Source organism: Carboxylicivirga longa, assembly GCF_050589825.1.
GTDB classification, from domain to species: domain Bacteria; phylum Bacteroidota; class Bacteroidia; order Bacteroidales; family Marinilabiliaceae; genus Carboxylicivirga; species Carboxylicivirga longa.
Genome location: NZ_JBNGOZ010000008.1, coordinates 92,864 through 109,540 on the forward strand (window position 1 = coordinate 92,864; position 16,677 = coordinate 109,540).

At 45.5% G+C, this 16,677-nt stretch carries 14 protein-coding genes; 4 read left to right on the plus strand and 10 right to left on the minus strand.

Features of this window, described 5'->3' with window-relative positions; genetic code table 11:
* Nucleotides 1–3: 3 nt before the first annotated feature.
* The 8 genes from proB to argR form a co-directional block, all read right to left on the minus strand.
* Nucleotides 4–1,092, minus strand: a complete 1,089-nt coding sequence (proB, locus tag ACRD7A_RS08890; protein WP_430810634.1) for a glutamate 5-kinase — start codon at nt 1,090–1,092, stop codon at nt 4–6.
* Between the two features lie 3 nt (nt 1,093–1,095).
* Nucleotides 1,096–1,896, minus strand: coding sequence for a pyrroline-5-carboxylate reductase (gene proC, locus ACRD7A_RS08895; RefSeq protein WP_430810633.1), 801 nt, complete (start codon nt 1,894–1,896; stop codon nt 1,096–1,098).
* Between the two features lie 98 nt (nt 1,897–1,994).
* Nucleotides 1,995–2,585, minus strand: coding sequence for an HNH endonuclease (locus tag ACRD7A_RS08900; RefSeq protein WP_430810632.1), 591 nt, complete (start codon nt 2,583–2,585; stop codon nt 1,995–1,997).
* Between the two features lie 13 nt (nt 2,586–2,598).
* A complete protein-coding gene (locus ACRD7A_RS08905; RefSeq protein WP_430810631.1) occupies nt 2,599–3,729 on the minus strand; it encodes an aspartate aminotransferase family protein in 1,131 nt (376 codons plus the stop codon).
* A gap of 171 nt (nt 3,730–3,900) precedes the next feature.
* A complete protein-coding gene (gene argC, locus ACRD7A_RS08910) occupies nt 3,901–4,863 on the minus strand; it encodes an N-acetyl-gamma-glutamyl-phosphate reductase (protein WP_430810630.1) in 963 nt (320 codons plus the stop codon).
* The gene (locus ACRD7A_RS08915; RefSeq protein WP_430810629.1) at nt 4,856–6,073 is read right to left on the minus strand and encodes an argininosuccinate synthase; all 1,218 of its coding nucleotides are present in this window, start codon (nt 6,071–6,073) and stop codon (nt 4,856–4,858) included. Before ACRD7A_RS08915 ends, argC begins: the two co-directional genes overlap by 8 nt.
* 33 nt (nt 6,074–6,106) lie before the next feature.
* A complete protein-coding gene (locus tag ACRD7A_RS08920; protein WP_430810628.1) occupies nt 6,107–6,754 on the minus strand; it encodes a GNAT family N-acetyltransferase in 648 nt (215 codons plus the stop codon).
* 149 nt (nt 6,755–6,903) lie between these two features.
* Nucleotides 6,904–7,383, minus strand: a complete 480-nt coding sequence (gene argR, locus ACRD7A_RS08925) for an arginine repressor (RefSeq protein WP_430810627.1) — start codon at nt 7,381–7,383, stop codon at nt 6,904–6,906.
* A 480-nt stretch (nt 7,384–7,863) separates the two neighbouring features.
* Between argR and carB the strand changes: the two genes are divergently transcribed.
* Nucleotides 7,864–11,079, plus strand: coding sequence for a carbamoyl-phosphate synthase (glutamine-hydrolyzing) large subunit (carB, locus tag ACRD7A_RS08930; protein WP_430810626.1), 3,216 nt, complete (start codon nt 7,864–7,866; stop codon nt 11,077–11,079).
* Between the two features lie 97 nt (nt 11,080–11,176).
* Here carB and ACRD7A_RS08935 read toward each other — a convergent pair whose 3' ends face one another.
* Together ACRD7A_RS08935 and ACRD7A_RS08940 are read right to left on the minus strand one after the other, a co-directional pair.
* Nucleotides 11,177–13,042: a glycoside hydrolase family 13 protein gene (locus ACRD7A_RS08935; protein WP_430810625.1), complete on the minus strand. Its 1,866-nt coding sequence runs from the start codon at nt 13,040–13,042 to the stop codon at nt 11,177–11,179.
* 48 nt (nt 13,043–13,090) lie between these two features.
* Nucleotides 13,091–13,660, minus strand: coding sequence for a FecR domain-containing protein (locus tag ACRD7A_RS08940; protein ID WP_430810624.1), 570 nt, complete (start codon nt 13,658–13,660; stop codon nt 13,091–13,093).
* A gap of 136 nt (nt 13,661–13,796) precedes the next feature.
* On the opposite strand from ACRD7A_RS08940, the gene ACRD7A_RS08945 reads away from it, so the two are divergent.
* The 3 genes from ACRD7A_RS08945 (at nt 13,797) to ACRD7A_RS08955 (ending at nt 16,646) form a co-directional block, all read left to right on the plus strand.
* Complete coding sequence (locus ACRD7A_RS08945) at nt 13,797–14,798, plus strand: bifunctional heptose 7-phosphate kinase/heptose 1-phosphate adenyltransferase (protein ID WP_430810623.1); 1,002 nt, start codon at nt 13,797–13,799, stop codon at nt 14,796–14,798.
* Between the two features lie 132 nt (nt 14,799–14,930).
* Nucleotides 14,931–15,710, plus strand: coding sequence for a ParA family protein (locus ACRD7A_RS08950; RefSeq protein ID WP_430810622.1), 780 nt, complete (start codon nt 14,931–14,933; stop codon nt 15,708–15,710).
* 51 nt (nt 15,711–15,761) lie between these two features.
* Nucleotides 15,762–16,646 (plus strand): ParB/RepB/Spo0J family partition protein, encoded by an 885-nt coding sequence (locus ACRD7A_RS08955; protein WP_430810621.1) that lies wholly within the window; start codon nt 15,762–15,764, stop codon nt 16,644–16,646.
* The last annotated feature ends 31 nt before the right edge of the window (nt 16,647–16,677 follow it).

Here is a 16,677-nt window from a genome sequence, read left to right on the forward strand (position 1 = left end):
GGCTTACGCTAAAAAATCAGGAAACACATATAAGTAGTCGTAGTGCACCAAGGGTTTATACTTTTCGTCGCTCCGGTGCTTTTGCGCCTTTGCACTACTATATGCCGCCTTACCTATACCCACAGTTTGCTTTTGCATGTTGCAGATGCGAATAAGATCGCCTTTTTCAAACTCATAATCAATAGCATGAACACCCGCTAACAACAAACTTGTTGCTTTGGCTGAGCACAGGGCTAGCGCCGCCCCATCATTAATGCTTACCTGTCCTCGGGCAAAACCCGCGGAATGGGATATCCACTTTTTCACTGCTGGATAACCACTGCCGGCCTTAAAATGTGTATGGTGCACTGCTTGTGGCGATGTACACAACTGCCTAATAATATTATCGTGTTGCCCATTGGCTATGTGCACATGAACACCCGACATGGCAGCCTTTTGTGCCACCCGGCATTTGGTAAGCATCCCCCCCCTGCCAAAATCTGATTTAACACTTGAAATATAACGGTGAAGATCCTTTTGCTCAGCGTCTATCTCAGTAATCACTTCCGCACCCTCATCATCGGGATGACCGTTGTAAATACCATCCACATTGGTTAATAGCAACAGTGCATCACAAGCCATCAGGGTCGCCATCATACCGCTGAGCTCATCATTATCGGTAAACATAAGGGCCGTTACTGACACCGCATCATTCTCATTCACAATGGGTACAATACCATTTTCCCACAAGGCAGTGACACAATTTTTCATATTCAGATAATGCTCACGCGTACTAAAGTCCTGCTTGGTAACCAGCACCTGTGCAATTTGAATCCCATGCAAATCAAACAAATCAGCATACAAATGCATTAATCGAACCTGCCCAACCGACGATAAGAGCTGACGCTGCGACACACGGTCACACTTCTTATCGGGCACAACAAGCCCACGGGCTGCTGCCACAGCACCGGAAGAAACCACAATGATTTTTTTACCCGAGCGATGAAGGTCAGCCAGTTGCATCACCAGCTGATTAATATGCCGCTTATTGAGTCCTCCTGATTCGCCAGCCAAAACATTCGACCCAATTTTTATACATACTTGCTGATACATACGCTACTGACCTTTTTGAATTTTATTAAACGAGGTAAGGAGTCCTTTAATAAGGGCAGAGCTAAAACCCTGATGCTCCATTTCATTCAATCCTGAAATGGTAACTCCGCGCGGAGTGGTTACCTTATCAATCTCATCCTCGGGGTGTGTTCCTTTCTGAATAAGCAGATCAGCGGCCCCTTTAATGGTTTGAGCAGATATTTGCGCTGCCAGGCGAGAGCCAAAACCTATTTCAATGCCACCCTGGGTTGCCGCCCGAATAAAGCGCATGGCATAGGCTATGCCACAAGCCGCAAGCACTGTTGCTGCCGCCATCAACTCCTCGGGAATGATCAGCGCCTGTCCCATTTGTGCAAACAACTGCACTACTTGCTCCTCTTGCGCCTGTGTGGCTTTATAGGAAGAGATACAAGTCATGGACTCACCTATTTCAATGGCCGTATTGGGCATGGCCCTGAAAATGGGTAACTGAACACTACAGTATGATTGCAAGGTGGTGGATGCCACACCGGTAGCCAGAGAAATTAGTAAAGTATTCTCCGTCAGCACGGGCGCAATTTCTTTTAAAACTTTTTCAACCTGATAGGGCTTGACACCCAGAAAAACAACCTGGGCAGCTGTGGCGGCTTCAGCGTTATTATTAGATACCCATAATCCTTGTGCCTTAAGATCGGCCAACAGGGCAGTGCGGCGGCGTGTTATGGCAATTTGCCCGGGAGTAAACAGGCCCTTGCTTAGTAAACCCCGCGCTATGGCGGTGCCCAAATTACCACCGCCAATAATTGCAACTTTTGAAACTTTCATGTAGTAGGATTTTCTATGGTTATTGTGTTAAGATATAAGCAAAAGCAAATTAGAACTTATAAATCTACACAAAAACCGTCGAAAAACCTCAATGCAAACTACTTATCTTCCATCACCGGTACATCCACTTCTACATGGCTCCAGTTCTCGCCGGATTTAATCCGGTATAGTTGCATCTCACTGATTCCAAATTCGCGTGCTATTAACTTTAATCGCGTTTTACGGTTGGGGTCATTTATTTTCTTTTTCAAGCGCATCACCTGGGTAGCGGTGAGCTTATGACCCTGTTGTGTTTTTCGTCCTCGTTGCTTTTCGCGAGCCTCCAATACCGACGGGTTATTTTGCTGATGAGCAAACATCTCACTCTTATTCACCCAGCGCAAATTATCGATATAATTATTGGATTTGTTATAATCCAGATGAATGACGTACTTCTGATCGGGTGATGTCTTAGGCAGGAATAATTCAGCCACAAGCTTATGAATATAAAAGGTCTTCGACTTTCCAAACGGCCGCAAGGGCAATGTAGGATATCCCCTCAACTTACCTCCTTTAATGTAGTCGCCATCGTTCATATTTCCGATGTAACTAATTATTCTTCCATAATTGGAAAGGGCATAACGCTTCTTAAGTGCACCCTCTTCAAATTCAAGCTCCTTCCACTCTTCGTTCCAGTACGATCTAATCATATTTATTTGGATGTTAACTGCTGTCTACACAAGCCTCCAATCTGGACATAAAGGTGTCAATTTGACCCCTTTGGAGTGTCAATGGAGGCAATAACCTCAATGTATAGGTGCCGGAAATGCCCGTAAAAATATGATTTTTAATTAACAAGTCATGCCTTATGGATGCAATATTTTCCTTCATTTCAAGGGCCAACATCAGTCCACAACCACGTATCTCATTAACTTTCTTTATGTTATTTAGACTTTTTAAAAAGTATTTTCCATTAGTTTTTACCTGATCCATTAGTTTCTCCTGTTCCATCACCTCCAAAACAGCAAGACCAGCTGCACAGGCCAGGTGACTGCCACCAAAAGTGGTACCCAGCATGCCCTTCTTGGGCTTTATGGCAGGGGAAATAAGGACACCCCCAATGGGAAAACCATTTCCCATCCCTTTGGCCATGGTCACCATATCGGGTTCGATATTAGCATGCTGAAAGGCAAAAAACTCGCCGGTTCTGCCGTAGCCCGACTGTATTTCATCAAGGATAAGCAAAGTACCATAGCGTCTGCACAGCGTCTGCATATCTTGCAAAAAGGAGGCCGACGGAATGTGTATACCCCCAATCCCTTGAATACCTTCAATAATCACAGCGGCCACATCTCTTTTCATTAGGGAAGCCTCCAACGCCTCCAGGTCTTCCCAGGCCACAATCTCTACCTGGTGCCCCTGATTATAAGGTGCCTGAATACGGGGATTGTCAGTCGCCGCAACAGCGCCGGATGTACGACCATGAAAGCCCTTCTCAAAGGCTACCACCTTGGCCCGTCCGGTTTGAAAAGAAGCCAGTTTAAGCGCATTTTCATTGGCTTCGGCACCCGAATTGCATAAAAAAAGCTGGTAATCATCCATTCCACTGAGGGCACCCAGCTTATCGGCCAGTTCCTGCTGCAAAGGATTTTGAATTGAGTTACTGTAAAAGCCAAGCTGCTTCAGCTGACTCGATATGCGCTCGATATAGTGTGGATGACTGTGTCCGATGGAAATAACCGCATGACCTCCGTATAAATCGAGGTAACGATTCCCTTTATCGTCCCAAACATAGCAGCCCTCACCCTTTACGGGCGTTATATCAAAAAGCGAGTATACATCAAATATATTCATATTGTTAATCTTTTCTATCTGCTGTCAGATAAGTGTATCTCAGCGGTAAGTGGATGAAGCACCACAGGCATAATACCTGTGGCACTCTAGAACAGTTGGCCTTCATACAAAGAAGAATGAACACCTAAAATTTAAACCAAATAAACTATGACAAACCGATTCTTTAACCGGCTAAAAAGCCACAGATTTTAAGCGAAGGCCTGCTGCCTCATCCAAACCAAATAAAAGATTCATATTTTGAACAGCCTGACCTGATGCCCCTTTCAAGAGGTTATCGATCACACTGACAATGTGCAGTTTCGATCCGTGCTTTTTCACACAAACCAATGCTTTATTAGTATTTACCACCTGCTTCACATCAGGATTACTTACCACAGTGTGCGTGAAGGGATGCTGCTTATAATAACTACCATAAAGACTCACGGCCTCCTCTTCGCTTAAATCGGAATCGAGATAAACCGAGGCCAGAATTCCGCGAGGATAATTACCCCGCATAGGCACAAAATTAATATCCTGCGCAAAATCCGGCTGCAGCTGCAGCATGGATTCACCGATCTCACCCAAATGCTGATGCTCAAAGGATTTGTATACTGATGCATTGTTATTACGCCAACTAAAATGCGTGGTAGGAGAGCAAGCCTGCCCCGCTCCCGTCGATCCCGTGATAGCATGAATATGCACCTCGCTAAGTTGCTTTGCTGCCGCTAAAGGAAGCAAGGCCAACTGTATGGCTGTGGCAAAGCACCCCGGATTAGCAATGTATTTTGCCTCTCTGATGGCAGCACCATTTAACTCAGGTAAACCATAGACGAAGCCATCAGCCAACTCTTTAAGGCGGAAGTCATGACTCAAGTCAATAATCTTACCTGCATAAGTAGTGGGTATATCCTTTACAAATTGTCGTGATCGACCATGGCCCATGCATAAAAACAGCACATCCACCGAATAGTCAATTTCCCCGTCAAAAACAAGATCCGTATCACCTACCAGATCAGTATGAATGGCCGTTACCGGCAGTCCTGCCTGGCTTGTACTCTGCACAAAACCAATTTGAGCCTTGGGATGTTGCAATAATATGCGCAATAATTCTCCTGCCGTATAGCCGGCACCTCCTACAATTCCTACTTTAATCATCACCTTCTTTTAAGTCCAGTTGCCCCTTATTGACGGCATTGTATATCTTCAATGGCGTAGACATAATGGTGGTAAAACCTTCTACATCCTGGGCTGTCCAGGCTTTATTCATCTCCCCATACTCGCCAAAAACATCACTCATCAGGTCGTGCTCCGACTCAATACCTACTACCTCAAAACGGTAAGGCATTAGCTTGATGATGACTTTACCTGTAACATTCTGCTGCGAACTCTCCAAAAACTTTTCAATGTCACGCATCACCGGCTCCAGATACTGCGACTCATGCAGGAACATACCATACCAATTGGCCAGCTGTTCTTTCCAATGCATCTGCCATTTGGTAAGTACATGTTTCTCCAGCACCCGATGGGCATTAATAATCAGAATAGGAGCTGCTGCCTCAAAACCTACACGCCCCTTAATACCAATAATGGTATCGCCCACGTGCATATCACGACCAATGGCATAGGCCGCACCCAACTGCTCAATATACTTAATAGCTTCTACAGGATCATCAAAAGCAAAGCTGTTGATGGTTGCTATTTCACCCTTTACAAAACCAATCTCCAGAGTTTCTTCCCCGTCCTTTTTCAACTGACTGGGATAAGCATCGCTCGGCAGTGTTTGGTTGGAGGTAAGCGTTTCTTTACCCCCCACGCTGGTACCCCATAGTCCTTTATTAATGGAATACTCCATCTTGGTCCAGTCGCGCACCACACCCCTTTCTTTCAGATAACTAATCTCCTGCTCACGTGACAATTGTAGGTTACGGATAGGAGCAATCACCTTAATGTCAGGCGCTAAAACCTGGAATGTCAGGTCAAAACGAATTTGATCATTACCGGCTCCAGTGCTACCATGTGCAATATATTTGGCACCAATGGAACGGGCATAATCAACAATTGCTAATGCCTGAAAAATACGTTCCGAACTAACGGAGAGTGGGTAAGTGTTATTCTTTAACACATTGCCATAAATCATATAACGAATGCAGCGGCGGTAGTAGCGTTCAGTAACATCGAGGGTGGCATGGCGGGCCACACCCAACTCATAAGCTTTCGCTTCTATATCCGACAATTCCTCTTCACTAAAACCACCTGTATTGGCAATAGCAGAGTATATTTCCAGGTTTTTCTCCTCGGCCAGATACTTCACACAAAACGAAGTATCCAAACCTCCACTGTACGCTAAAACTACCTTTTCTTTCATCGTTAAATAATTATCGTATGCTAAATTATATGCTTAAAACAGAGCTGTCAGGCCTTTAAAAAACCGACCGCCTTTGGAATCTCTTTTCTTTACGGCACTGCGCAGTCGTGACAGCATACCAGACGCTGGCTTTGATGTCTTTTGCGATGCACGCATAGGGTCGTACAGCATGCCGGTACACAAACAATGCTTACGCTCGGTACGCAGCAAAATATCGTAATTAACACAGCTCTGACAGCCCTTCCAAAACTGCTCATCATCAGTAAGCTCTGAGAAGGTGACCGGCCGATAACCAAGGTCGGAATTTATCTTCATGACAGCAAGACCCGTGGTAAGACCAAAGATTTTAGCCTGCGGATAACGCTTACGCGACAATTCAAAAGCCTTTGTTTTAATGGCCTTAGCCAATCCATTACCCCGAAATGAGTCAACCACAATAAGCCCCGAGTTGGCAACAAATTTATCGTGCCCCCAGGTTTCGATATAACAAAAACCGGCAAACTCACCCTGATGAAGGGCCAAGATTGCTTTCCCCTCTTCAATTTTCTTTTGAAGATATTCCGGATTACGCTTTGCAATACCTGTACCACGCACTTTAGCTGCTTCCGCTATCGTATTCAACACCACATCCACATAACTTAGATGCTCCTCCGTTGCCACAAAAATGTTAAACTTACTCATAGTCCTTTGTTATAATACCGCTGCGATGCACGCTTCACAACCGGCCCCTCACACTTTCATATCATCTGCTTACAGCAGTCAGACTTCATCACCCTCACGCTATAATATACTAATAAAGCGGTGCTTATGCCTAACAAAAAGCAGACATTTTATAAACTCTTTTCCTTTAACCCCGGCATAAATAAAGACAAAGCATTGATCACGTCTGACTTTGAAACCCCTTCACGACTAATCAATAGAATGGTATCGTCGCCGGCAATACTGCCGAGTATTTCATAAGGACCATGACTATCAATAACCGAGGCTATTCCGTTGGCAAAACCAGGCCGTGTTTTTATAATGGCCAAGTGTCCGGAAAATTCAATGGACTCCACACCACTAACAGGAAACTCCTCTTGTACGGGAGCCTCATCCTGTCGTTGAGTCGCCTCAGGCACTATATATTTATAGCCTGTTTCAACATCGGGCACCTTGGCAACCTTTAAATACTTGAGGTCGCGGGACAAGGTAGCCTGTGTTATCTTATAGCCCTCTGCTTCAAGCAGCACCACCAGCTCCTCCTGCGAACTGACTTTTTGAGTGCTGATAATTTGCTTGATCGCAATCAGTCGTTTTGCTTTAATCTTCATTGGGTTCTTCTTCTTTGATAAATGTATATTTATACATCGTCGATGCAAATTTATTCATTAATTATAAATTTCAAAGTTACTTTTAGTAAAAAAATTGTATTTTTGCGCGACAATAAATTCAAAACCGCATAAAACAGCAGTCGCAAGTGACTATTTTTGAATTGCATATACTCTTATCTGCATTAGCTCGTTACGGGACAAGCACGCTGTTTTTCATTTATTCTTTCTTCGCCACTCACATCACAGTTGCCCATAGGCAAACAGTAGCTATGGCCTGCGTTAAAACGCAGAAAAGAGAGAGCGCATGCAACATCATTCTAATAAAATCAAACACGGGGTCGCATAATTATGGCCAAAAGATGTTAAATTTTTTAACTCAAAAGTGCAGCGCACGGGTTGTTTATTGTCCAATATGTTTGGAAATTGCTTAATGAAGCGAGGCAGATTACAACAAAAAGGAAACAACAATAATAAAATAACATGAAGAAGCACGTCAAGAAGGTAGTTGTACTGGGCTCAGGCGCACTAAAAATTGGTGAAGCGGGCGAGTTTGACTACTCGGGTTCACAAGCCCTGAAAGCCCTTAAGGAAGAAGGTATTGAAACGGTATTGATCAACCCCAACATTGCCACGGTTCAAACATCGGAAGGCATTGCCGATAAGATCTACTATCTGCCGGTAACACCTTACTTTGTTGAGCAGGTGATAAAAAAGGAAAGTCCGGAGGGTATTCTGCTGGCTTTTGGCGGGCAGACAGCCCTTAACTGCGGAACAGCCTTGTACGAAACCGGCATTCTGAAGAAGTACAATGTGGAGGTGCTGGGTACTCCTGTACAAGCAATTATTAACACCGAAGACCGCGAAATATTTGCCAATAAGCTACGTGAGATCGATGTTAAAACACCGGTTAGCATCGCTGTTACATCGGTTGAGGAGGCTTTAAAAGCATCGGACGAGATTGGTTTCCCCATTATTGTACGTGCCGCTTATACACTGGGTGGTATGGGCTCGGGATTCTGCCAGAATAAAGAAGAACTGATTGAACGTGCCGAAAATGCCTTTTCCTATTCAAACCAGATACTGGTGGAAGAATCACTGAAAGGCTGGAAAGAAGTAGAGTACGAAGTAGTGCGCGATGCTTATAATAACTGCATCACCGTGTGTAACATGGAAAACTTCGACCCACTGGGTATCCACACCGGCGAGAGTATTGTAGTGGCACCTTCGCAAACTCTATCCAATGCCGAGTATCATAAATTGCGTGAGCTGGCCATTAAAATCATCCGCCACATTGGCATTGTGGGCGAGTGTAATGTGCAGTACGCCTTAGATCCTTACTCGGAAGATTACCGTGTAATTGAGGTAAATGCCCGCCTATCGCGCTCCTCAGCACTAGCCTCAAAGGCAACCGGTTATCCACTAGCCTTTATCGCTGCCAAGCTAGGTCTGGGTTACAGCCTTCACGAACTGAAAAACTCAGTGACCAAAACAACAACGGCCTTCTTTGAACCCGCGCTGGACTACATCGTGTGTAAAATACCTCGTTGGGATTTGGGTAAGTTTAGCGGTGTATCCAAAGAGATTGGCTCCAGCATGAAGTCAGTAGGTGAAATCATGGCCATCGGCCGCAATTTCGAAGAAGCCATTCAGAAAGGGCTGCGAATGGTAGGACAAGGCATGCACGGCTTTGTGGGCAACCATCCTTTTACAAAAGACGTGAAGAAGGAACTGCAAGAACCCACCGATCAGCGGGTATTTGCCATTGCTGAAGCGCTTCAGGCCGGATCTACGGTAGATGAAATTCATCAGCTGACACGCATCGACAAATGGTTCCTCGAGAAGTTGAAAAACATTACCGACCACGCTGCTATTCTGCAACAACACAATTCTCTGGATAAACTGCCGGACGAAGCGCTGTTGGATGCCAAGAAAATGGGCTTCTCCGACTTTCAGGTAGCACGCATGGTGCTTAAGCCCGATAATATGGAGGAGGGTCTGCTACAGGTTCGCAACTTCCGTAAAGCCCATGGCATCCTTCCTGTGGTGAAACAGATTGACACCATGGCGGGTGAGTTTCCGGCAAAAATTAATTACCTGTACCTGACCTACAGTGGCACCACACACGATATTGACTATGAGAAAGATGGTCATTCGGTGATTGTACTCGGCTCAGGTGCCTACCGCATTGGCTCATCGGTAGAATTTGACTGGTGTAGTGTAAATGCCCTCAACACCATCAACAAGCAGAAGGATCATCGCTCGGTAATGATTAACTACAATCCCGAGACGGTAAGTACCGACTACGATATGTGCGACCGCCTATACTTCGATGAGTTAACACAGGAGCGCGTGCTGGACATCATCGATCTGGAAACACCCAAGGGTGTGATTGTGTCGGTAGGTGGGCAGATACCCAACAACCTGGCCATGAAACTGCATCGTCAGCAGGTGCCTATCCTGGGTACTTCGCCCGAGGACATTGACCGTGCTGAGAACCGTCAGAAATTCTCAAGCCTGCTTGATGAACTGGGTGTTGATCAGCCCCGCTGGAGCGAGCTAACCTCCATTGACGACATCTTCACTTTTGTGGATGAAGTAGGCTTCCCCGTGTTGGTGCGTCCTTCGTATGTACTGTCAGGTGCCGCTATGAATGTGGTATCCAACAAAGACGAGCTGGAGCATTTCCTAACGCTGGCCGCCAATGTATCCAAAGAATTTCCGGTGGTTGTATCGGAGTTTATTGAGCAAGCCAAAGAGATTGAGGTAGATGCCGTAGCCAACAAGGGCGAAGTGGTGGGTTACGCCATCAGCGAACACATTGAGTTTGCCGGTGTACACTCAGGCGATGCCACCATTGTTTTCCCTCCTCAGAAACTGTATGTGGAAACCATCCGCCGCGTGAAGAGGATTGCCCGTGAGATTGCCAAGGGACTGAATATTACCGGCCCCTTTAACATGCAGCTACTGGCCAAGGACAATGATATTAAGGTAATTGAGTGTAACCTGCGCGCCTCGCGAAGCTTCCCCTTTGTATCGAAGGTACTAAAAGTAAACCTGATTGACCTGGCTACCCGCGCCATGCTGGGCTTGCCCGTGGAGAAGCTAACCAAGAGCTCTTTTGAGCTGGATTATGTGGGTATTAAAGCCCCTCAGTTCTCCTTTGCCCGATTGGCCAAGGCCGATCCGGTACTGGGTGTGGATATGTCATCGACCGGTGAGGTAGGTTGCATCGGCGAAAACTACTACGACGCTGTGCTTCAATCCATGCTATCAGTGGGTTATCGCGTGCCCGAGAAGAACATTCTTATTTCATCGGGTCCTGCACGCTCCAAACTCGAATTGCTGCAAAGTGCACGTATGCTAAAGGAGCGTGGCTATAACCTATTTGCCACGGGTGGAACACATAGGTTCTTTGCCGAGAATGGCGTGGAAACAACCCTGCTGTACTGGCCCAACGAGGATCAAAAGCCCAATACCATGGATTACATCCGCGAGAAGAAGATTGACCTGGTGATTAACATCCCTAAGAATCTGAGCAAGGATGAGCTGAAAAACGGCTACCAGATTCGTCGTGATGCCATTGACTTTAACATACCGCTGATTACCAACGCCCGTTTGGCGAGTGCCTTTATTTATTCATTTTGCAAGCTGGATATGGATAAAATAAGCATTAAGCACTGGGATGAGTATAAATAGACAATAGACTTGTAGAAAGTTTAGACACTTAGAAAAAGCCCCACATCCATGGATGTGGGGCTTTCTATTGGTAATGGATGATATTCAAATTATGAATTTACTTCTTTATCTCCACCAAAAGGAAGGAACGAGGACCGACCGTAACCTTATCTCCGGCAAGCGACACAACGCTACCACTGATTACATCCGTTCCTTGTGTTGCCGTACCAATCACCTCATCTTTAAAAGGCAGGATATTTACATCTTTGGCCTCAGGATTTTTATTCATCATGAGCATCACCACCGACTCATCGTCATAACGAAACAAGGTATAAAGTCCGTTGGCATGATTGGGTGCAAAGTGCTTTAGATCACCCTTATGAACCGCATTGGAGGTCTTGCGCCAATTGAGCAAGGTTTTTACAAACTGCTGCGCTTCCTTTTGCTGAGCTGTCAGTCCTTCGCCTGTAAAGGCGTTTACCTTATCGCCCGGCCATCCACCGGGATAATCCCCCCGTATCTCGCCATGTGAGTCGGAGTTTGGGTTGGTCATCAGTATCTCGGTTCCATAGTAGATTTGCGGAATACCGCGGGTAATCGCAATGTAGGCCATTCCCATTTTAAATAAATCAAAATCTTCATTGATCTGAGTATAAAAACGACTCATATCGTGGTTATCAGGGAAAACCACCAGCTGCGTGGGGTCGGCATACAGATGATCATTGGCCAACATACCATATAACTTGGGCAGGCCCTGCCCCCACTGGCTGTCATCTTCATTCAAAGCCTTTACCAAAGCATCTTGTAAGGGAAAATCAAATACACCGGGCATATACGAAATATAGCCGTCAGAATTATGCTTTCCTTTTTGCCAATACGATACGATTGCCGGATTGGTGCTCCACTCCTCACCCACGATATTAAAGTAAGGGTATTCAGCCATTACGCGACGCGTCCACTCACTCATAAACGCCTTATCAGGATAGGGATAGGTATCCATGCGAATACCATCCAAATCGGCGTATTCGATCCACCAGATAGTGTTATAAATCAAATAATCGGCCATTAAAGGGTTTCGCTGATTGAGATCGGGCATAGACTCCACAAACCAGCCATCGGCATGCCTGCGCTTATCATAATCCGATGCATAAGGATCCATATTGGTTTCGCGCAAGTGGGTAGTTACCTGCCAGCCCTCCTGAAAGTTCAGCCAGTCGTCGGCCGGTAAATCTTTCATCCACCAATGATGGGAGCCACAGTGATTCATAATCATATCAATCACCAGCTTCATATCGCGTTTCTTCAACTCCTCCGACAGCTTCACATAATCCTCATTGCTCCCATGCCGCGCATCGGTCTTATAAAAATCAGTGATGGCATAGCCATGGTAGGAGCCTTCAGGCATATCGTTCTCCATCACCGGATTTAGCCACAAGGTGGTATAGCCCATCTCTTCAATATAATCGAGCTTACTGATGACACCCGCTAAGTCGCCACCATGCCGGCCAAACTCGGCCGACCGGTCAAGCCCCTCTTTCATGCCCTCCACTTCATCATTGGAAAGATCTCCATTAACAAAGCGATCGGGCGTAATCAGGTACATCACATCAGAAGTATTGTAACCCTGCCGCTGGGCAGAACCCTCACGACGCTTCTTTAACTCATAACTGTATTTTAGCTGTGCTTTATTCTTTCGATTAAAAACGATATCAAAACGCCCGGGTTTGACATCTTTATCAATTTTAAGGTACAGAAAAAGATAGTTGGGCGATTTCACCTGTACGCTTCGATCCAAAAGAACCCCCTCGTAATTAATACTGGGCCGCAAATCGGAAATATTTTGGCCATAAACCAGCAACTGAAGATTTTCATTTTCCATGCCAGCCCACCAAAAAGCCGGTTCGACGCGTTCAATTTTATAGGCGGCCTGAGCCATTGCAAGGGTTACCAAAAGGGTAAAACCCAAAAGAAAAAAACGTTTCATAAGCCTGACTTTCATTAGTATTGCGTTGATACAATACGAAGATAGCCATTACATTTTAATGTTCAAGTCGCGCCCCAAACGCTTCAATTCCTTACCCACCTTTTTTCCGCCTCTTTCAATTTCCTTGCCCAAAGCACGCATATCGTCCTTAAATTCATCAGTCCAGATATGGTGTTTAAACTCGGCATGCCCCTTTTTAAATAGTTTTTTCACATCGCTGTAAAAAACACGCTCCCGCCTCTTCACGCGCTTACTTCCCTGTACTGTTTCCACTTCCACTTCACCTTCATCCACCTCCACAGCCAGGCTCTCCTCGGTGGTGGCCACAGCAAAACTTGTACCCAGCACGGTAACCGACCCGTGGGCCGTATGCACTTTAAAAGGAATTCCGGTTTTATTAACTTTAAAAAAGGCATCGCCCTGAAGCGTCACATCACGATGCTCATCGTTGATCTCATACTGCAAAACAGAATGCTGATTAAGTACTACCTGGGATCCATCGGACAGTTTAACTAACTGAGCCTTGTCGCCTGTGCGCACCGAAGGTGCAGAGCAACTCAGGCACACTGCCATGAGACATACATTGATAAAAGCGATAAAAAATGATTGTTTCAACATGAATGCAATTTAATTTCGTTCTAATAGAAAATATTCAACGCATTGAAATACGCATAAACCCAGGTTTTGTTATAAAAAATATGCCCTTACAAAAGCTGGCCCCTTTTTTCTATCTTTGCTGCAAAATTGAATAAGCATGACAAGAAAGGAGCTTACCCGGGTTTTTGGTGCATTTGATACGATGAACGTATTAATCATTGGTGATGTCATGATCGACTCCTACCTATGGGGCGATGTGAGTCGTATTTCGCCAGAGGCACCTGTGCCCATCATTGCCACCACCGGACGCGAAAACCGACTGGGCGGTGCTGCCAACGTAGCGCTGAATATTCAGGCACTGGGGGCTACACCCATTATGTGCTCGGTGATTGCCAAAGATGAGGCCGGCTCTATTTTCATGGATCTTCTGAAGGAGAATAAACTACCGGCACAGGGTATTATCACTACCGGCAAGCGACAAACAACCGTAAAAACCCGCATCATCAGCCAACAACAGCACCTGCTGCGCATTGATGAGGAAGCCAATACCCCACTTGACGAATCATTGGAGGGTAAGTTGCAGGCCCATATCGAAGATTTGCTGAATACTTATCGCATTGATGCCATCATATTTGAGGATTACGACAAAGGGGTGCTGACACCGGCGACCATCGAGTATACGGTTAAGTTGGCCCAGAGCAAAGGAATACCCACCCTTGTTGATCCCAAGAAACGTAATTTCCTGGCCTACAATGAGGTTACCTTTTTTAAACCCAACCTAAAAGAGTTTAAGGAGGGGGCCAAGGTGGAGATCAACGGCAACGACCGCGAAGGACTGCTGAAAGCGGCTAAGGACTTTGCAAAACAGCAAGGAATCCGTCATTTCATGCTCACCATGGCCGAAAAGGGCGTGCTGATACTTAACGAGCAACAGCACCATTTTATACCGGCTCAGGTGCGAAAAATAGCCGATGTGTCGGGTGCCGGCGATACAGTAATTAGCGTAAGTGCCTTATGCCTAGCGGGCGGACTGGATCAAAAGCATGTGGCAGGCATCGCCAATATGGCAGGCGGACTGGTGTGTGAGTACTCCGGTGTGGTACCGATCGACAAACAGGCATTACTGGACGAATGCTTTGAGAAATTGACCAACGAATAGATTAAATAATTGAAACCTCAGGTATTTTTGTCCGTAGCTAAGCTATATATTTGAGAAAATTTTAACTTTGGCTTTTTAGAATAAAATAACCATTTTGTAACCCTTAACCTCATTCACAAAAAAAACCACAATATGGCAAAAGTAATTGCGTTGGCAAATCAAAAAGGAGGCGTTGGAAAAACCACCACAGCCATTAACCTGGCTGCAAGCTTAGCGGTACTGGAGTACAACGTTCTTATTGTTGACGCTGATCCTCAGGCCAATGCCACATCAGGCCTTGGTTTTGACTTAAGGGAAGTTGAAAATAGTATTTACGAATGTATCGTTGACGGCACCGATCCGCGCGAGGCAACCCTTCAGTCCGAAATTGAGCATTTACATGTACTGCCTTCACACATCGACCTGGTTGGTGCTGAAATAGAGATGCTGAATCTGCCCGATCGGGAGAATGTACTCACCAAGGTATTGGATAAGGTACGCGATCAGTACGACTTTATTTTAATTGACTGCTCGCCATCACTTGGCTTAATCACGGTGAATGCCTTAACGGCTGCTGACTCAGTTATTATACCGGTACAGTGCGAATATTTTGCGCTTGAGGGACTGGGTAAACTACTGAACACCATTAAGATAATCCAGAGCCGATTAAATCCGGAGCTGGAAATTGAAGGCTTCCTGCTAACCATGTACGACTCGCGCCTTAACCTGTCCAATCAGGTGGTGGAGGAAGTACAGCGTCATTTCCAGGATATGGTATTCAAAACACTCGTATCGCGCAATATTAAGCTAAGCGAGGCACCCAGCTACGGTAAAGCCGTAGTGATGTACGATGCCACCTCTAAAGGTGCAGTAAATTACCTGAACCTGGCACGTGAACTCTTAAAAAAGAATAACCTGTCGGAAAAGAAATAATCCTTTCTGACGTATAGATATTTGACCAGAAGAATAAACGATAAGTAAACAATGGCTAGAAAAAACGCTTTAGGACGTGGACTGGGTGCATTAATTGAAAATGCCGATGAGGTAACTCACAAAAGGGAGACCAAACCTGCGGCATCAATTAACGAAATTGAAGTTGATAAGATTGAGGTCAATCCCTGGCAGCCACGAACCAAGTTTGATCAGGAGCGTTTGACCGAGTTATCGGAATCCATCAAACAGATTGGTATTGTACAGCCATTAACGCTACGCAGGGTTGGACCCGACAAGTATCAACTGATTGCCGGTGAGCGTCGTTTCAGAGCCTCCAAAATGGCCGGCCTAAACACCGTGCCCGCCTATATTCGTACCGCTGATGATGAGACCATGCTGGAAATGGCACTGGTGGAAAACATACAGCGCGAAGATCTGGATCCCATCGAAGTAGCCATCAGTTATCAGCGTTTGATCGAAGAGTGTAAACTCACGCAGGAAAGCATGTCGGAAAGAGTGGGAAAAAAGCGATCGACCATTGCCAACTACCTGCGATTGCTAAAATTACCGGCTGAAGTACAGCTCGGCTTGGTTGAAAAACAAATTGGTATGGGCCATGCCCGTGCCATCATCAGCGTTGAGGACCCACAGGCGCAGTTGATGATTTTTGAAGAGACCATAAAAAACGACCTATCTGTTCGTAAGGTAGAACAGATGGTGCGTGACCTAAATAATGGCGTGAGCCAGGAAAAACCTGCCAAAAAGAAAAAAAATCTACCGGAAGAGTACGAGGCATTGAAATCTCAGTTGTCAACGTTCTTTAGAACCAACATTCAATTTTCACGAAGCGATAAGGGGAAAGGCAAAATTGTTATACCCTTTACGTCCGATGATGAATTGGAAAAAATCATTAGCATACTGGACAAAACAAAATAAGTCCATTTAATTGCTTGTAAAAGAACATATT

Excerpts from the sequence above, each read along its gene's own strand:
- ACRD7A_RS08940 (WP_430810624.1), bottom strand. The coding sequence starts at position 13,660 with ATGTTGAAACAATCATTTTTTATCGCTTTTATCAATGTATGTCTCATG.
- ACRD7A_RS08945 (WP_430810623.1), top strand. The coding sequence starts at position 13,797 with ATGACAAGAAAGGAGCTTACCCGGGTTTTTGGTGCATTTGATACGATG.
- ACRD7A_RS08950 (WP_430810622.1), top strand. The coding sequence starts at position 14,931 with ATGGCAAAAGTAATTGCGTTGGCAAATCAAAAAGGAGGCGTTGGAAAA.
- argC (WP_430810630.1), bottom strand. The coding sequence starts at position 4,863 with ATGATTAAAGTAGGAATTGTAGGAGGTGCCGGCTATACGGCAGGAGAA.
- ACRD7A_RS08935 (WP_430810625.1), bottom strand. The coding sequence starts at position 13,042 with ATGAAACGTTTTTTTCTTTTGGGTTTTACCCTTTTGGTAACCCTTGCA.
- ACRD7A_RS08955 (WP_430810621.1), top strand. The coding sequence starts at position 15,762 with ATGGCTAGAAAAAACGCTTTAGGACGTGGACTGGGTGCATTAATTGAA.
- ACRD7A_RS08920 (WP_430810628.1), bottom strand. The coding sequence starts at position 6,754 with ATGAGTAAGTTTAACATTTTTGTGGCAACGGAGGAGCATCTAAGTTAT.
- carB (WP_430810626.1), top strand. The coding sequence starts at position 7,864 with ATGAAGAAGCACGTCAAGAAGGTAGTTGTACTGGGCTCAGGCGCACTA.
- ACRD7A_RS08900 (WP_430810632.1), bottom strand. The coding sequence starts at position 2,585 with ATGATTAGATCGTACTGGAACGAAGAGTGGAAGGAGCTTGAATTTGAA.
- ACRD7A_RS08905 (WP_430810631.1), bottom strand. The coding sequence starts at position 3,729 with ATGAATATATTTGATGTATACTCGCTTTTTGATATAACGCCCGTAAAG.
- argR (WP_430810627.1), bottom strand. The coding sequence starts at position 7,383 with ATGAAGATTAAAGCAAAACGACTGATTGCGATCAAGCAAATTATCAGC.
- proC (WP_430810633.1), bottom strand. The coding sequence starts at position 1,896 with ATGAAAGTTTCAAAAGTTGCAATTATTGGCGGTGGTAATTTGGGCACC.
- proB (WP_430810634.1), bottom strand. The coding sequence starts at position 1,092 with ATGTATCAGCAAGTATGTATAAAAATTGGGTCGAATGTTTTGGCTGGC.
- ACRD7A_RS08915 (WP_430810629.1), bottom strand. The coding sequence starts at position 6,073 with ATGAAAGAAAAGGTAGTTTTAGCGTACAGTGGAGGTTTGGATACTTCG.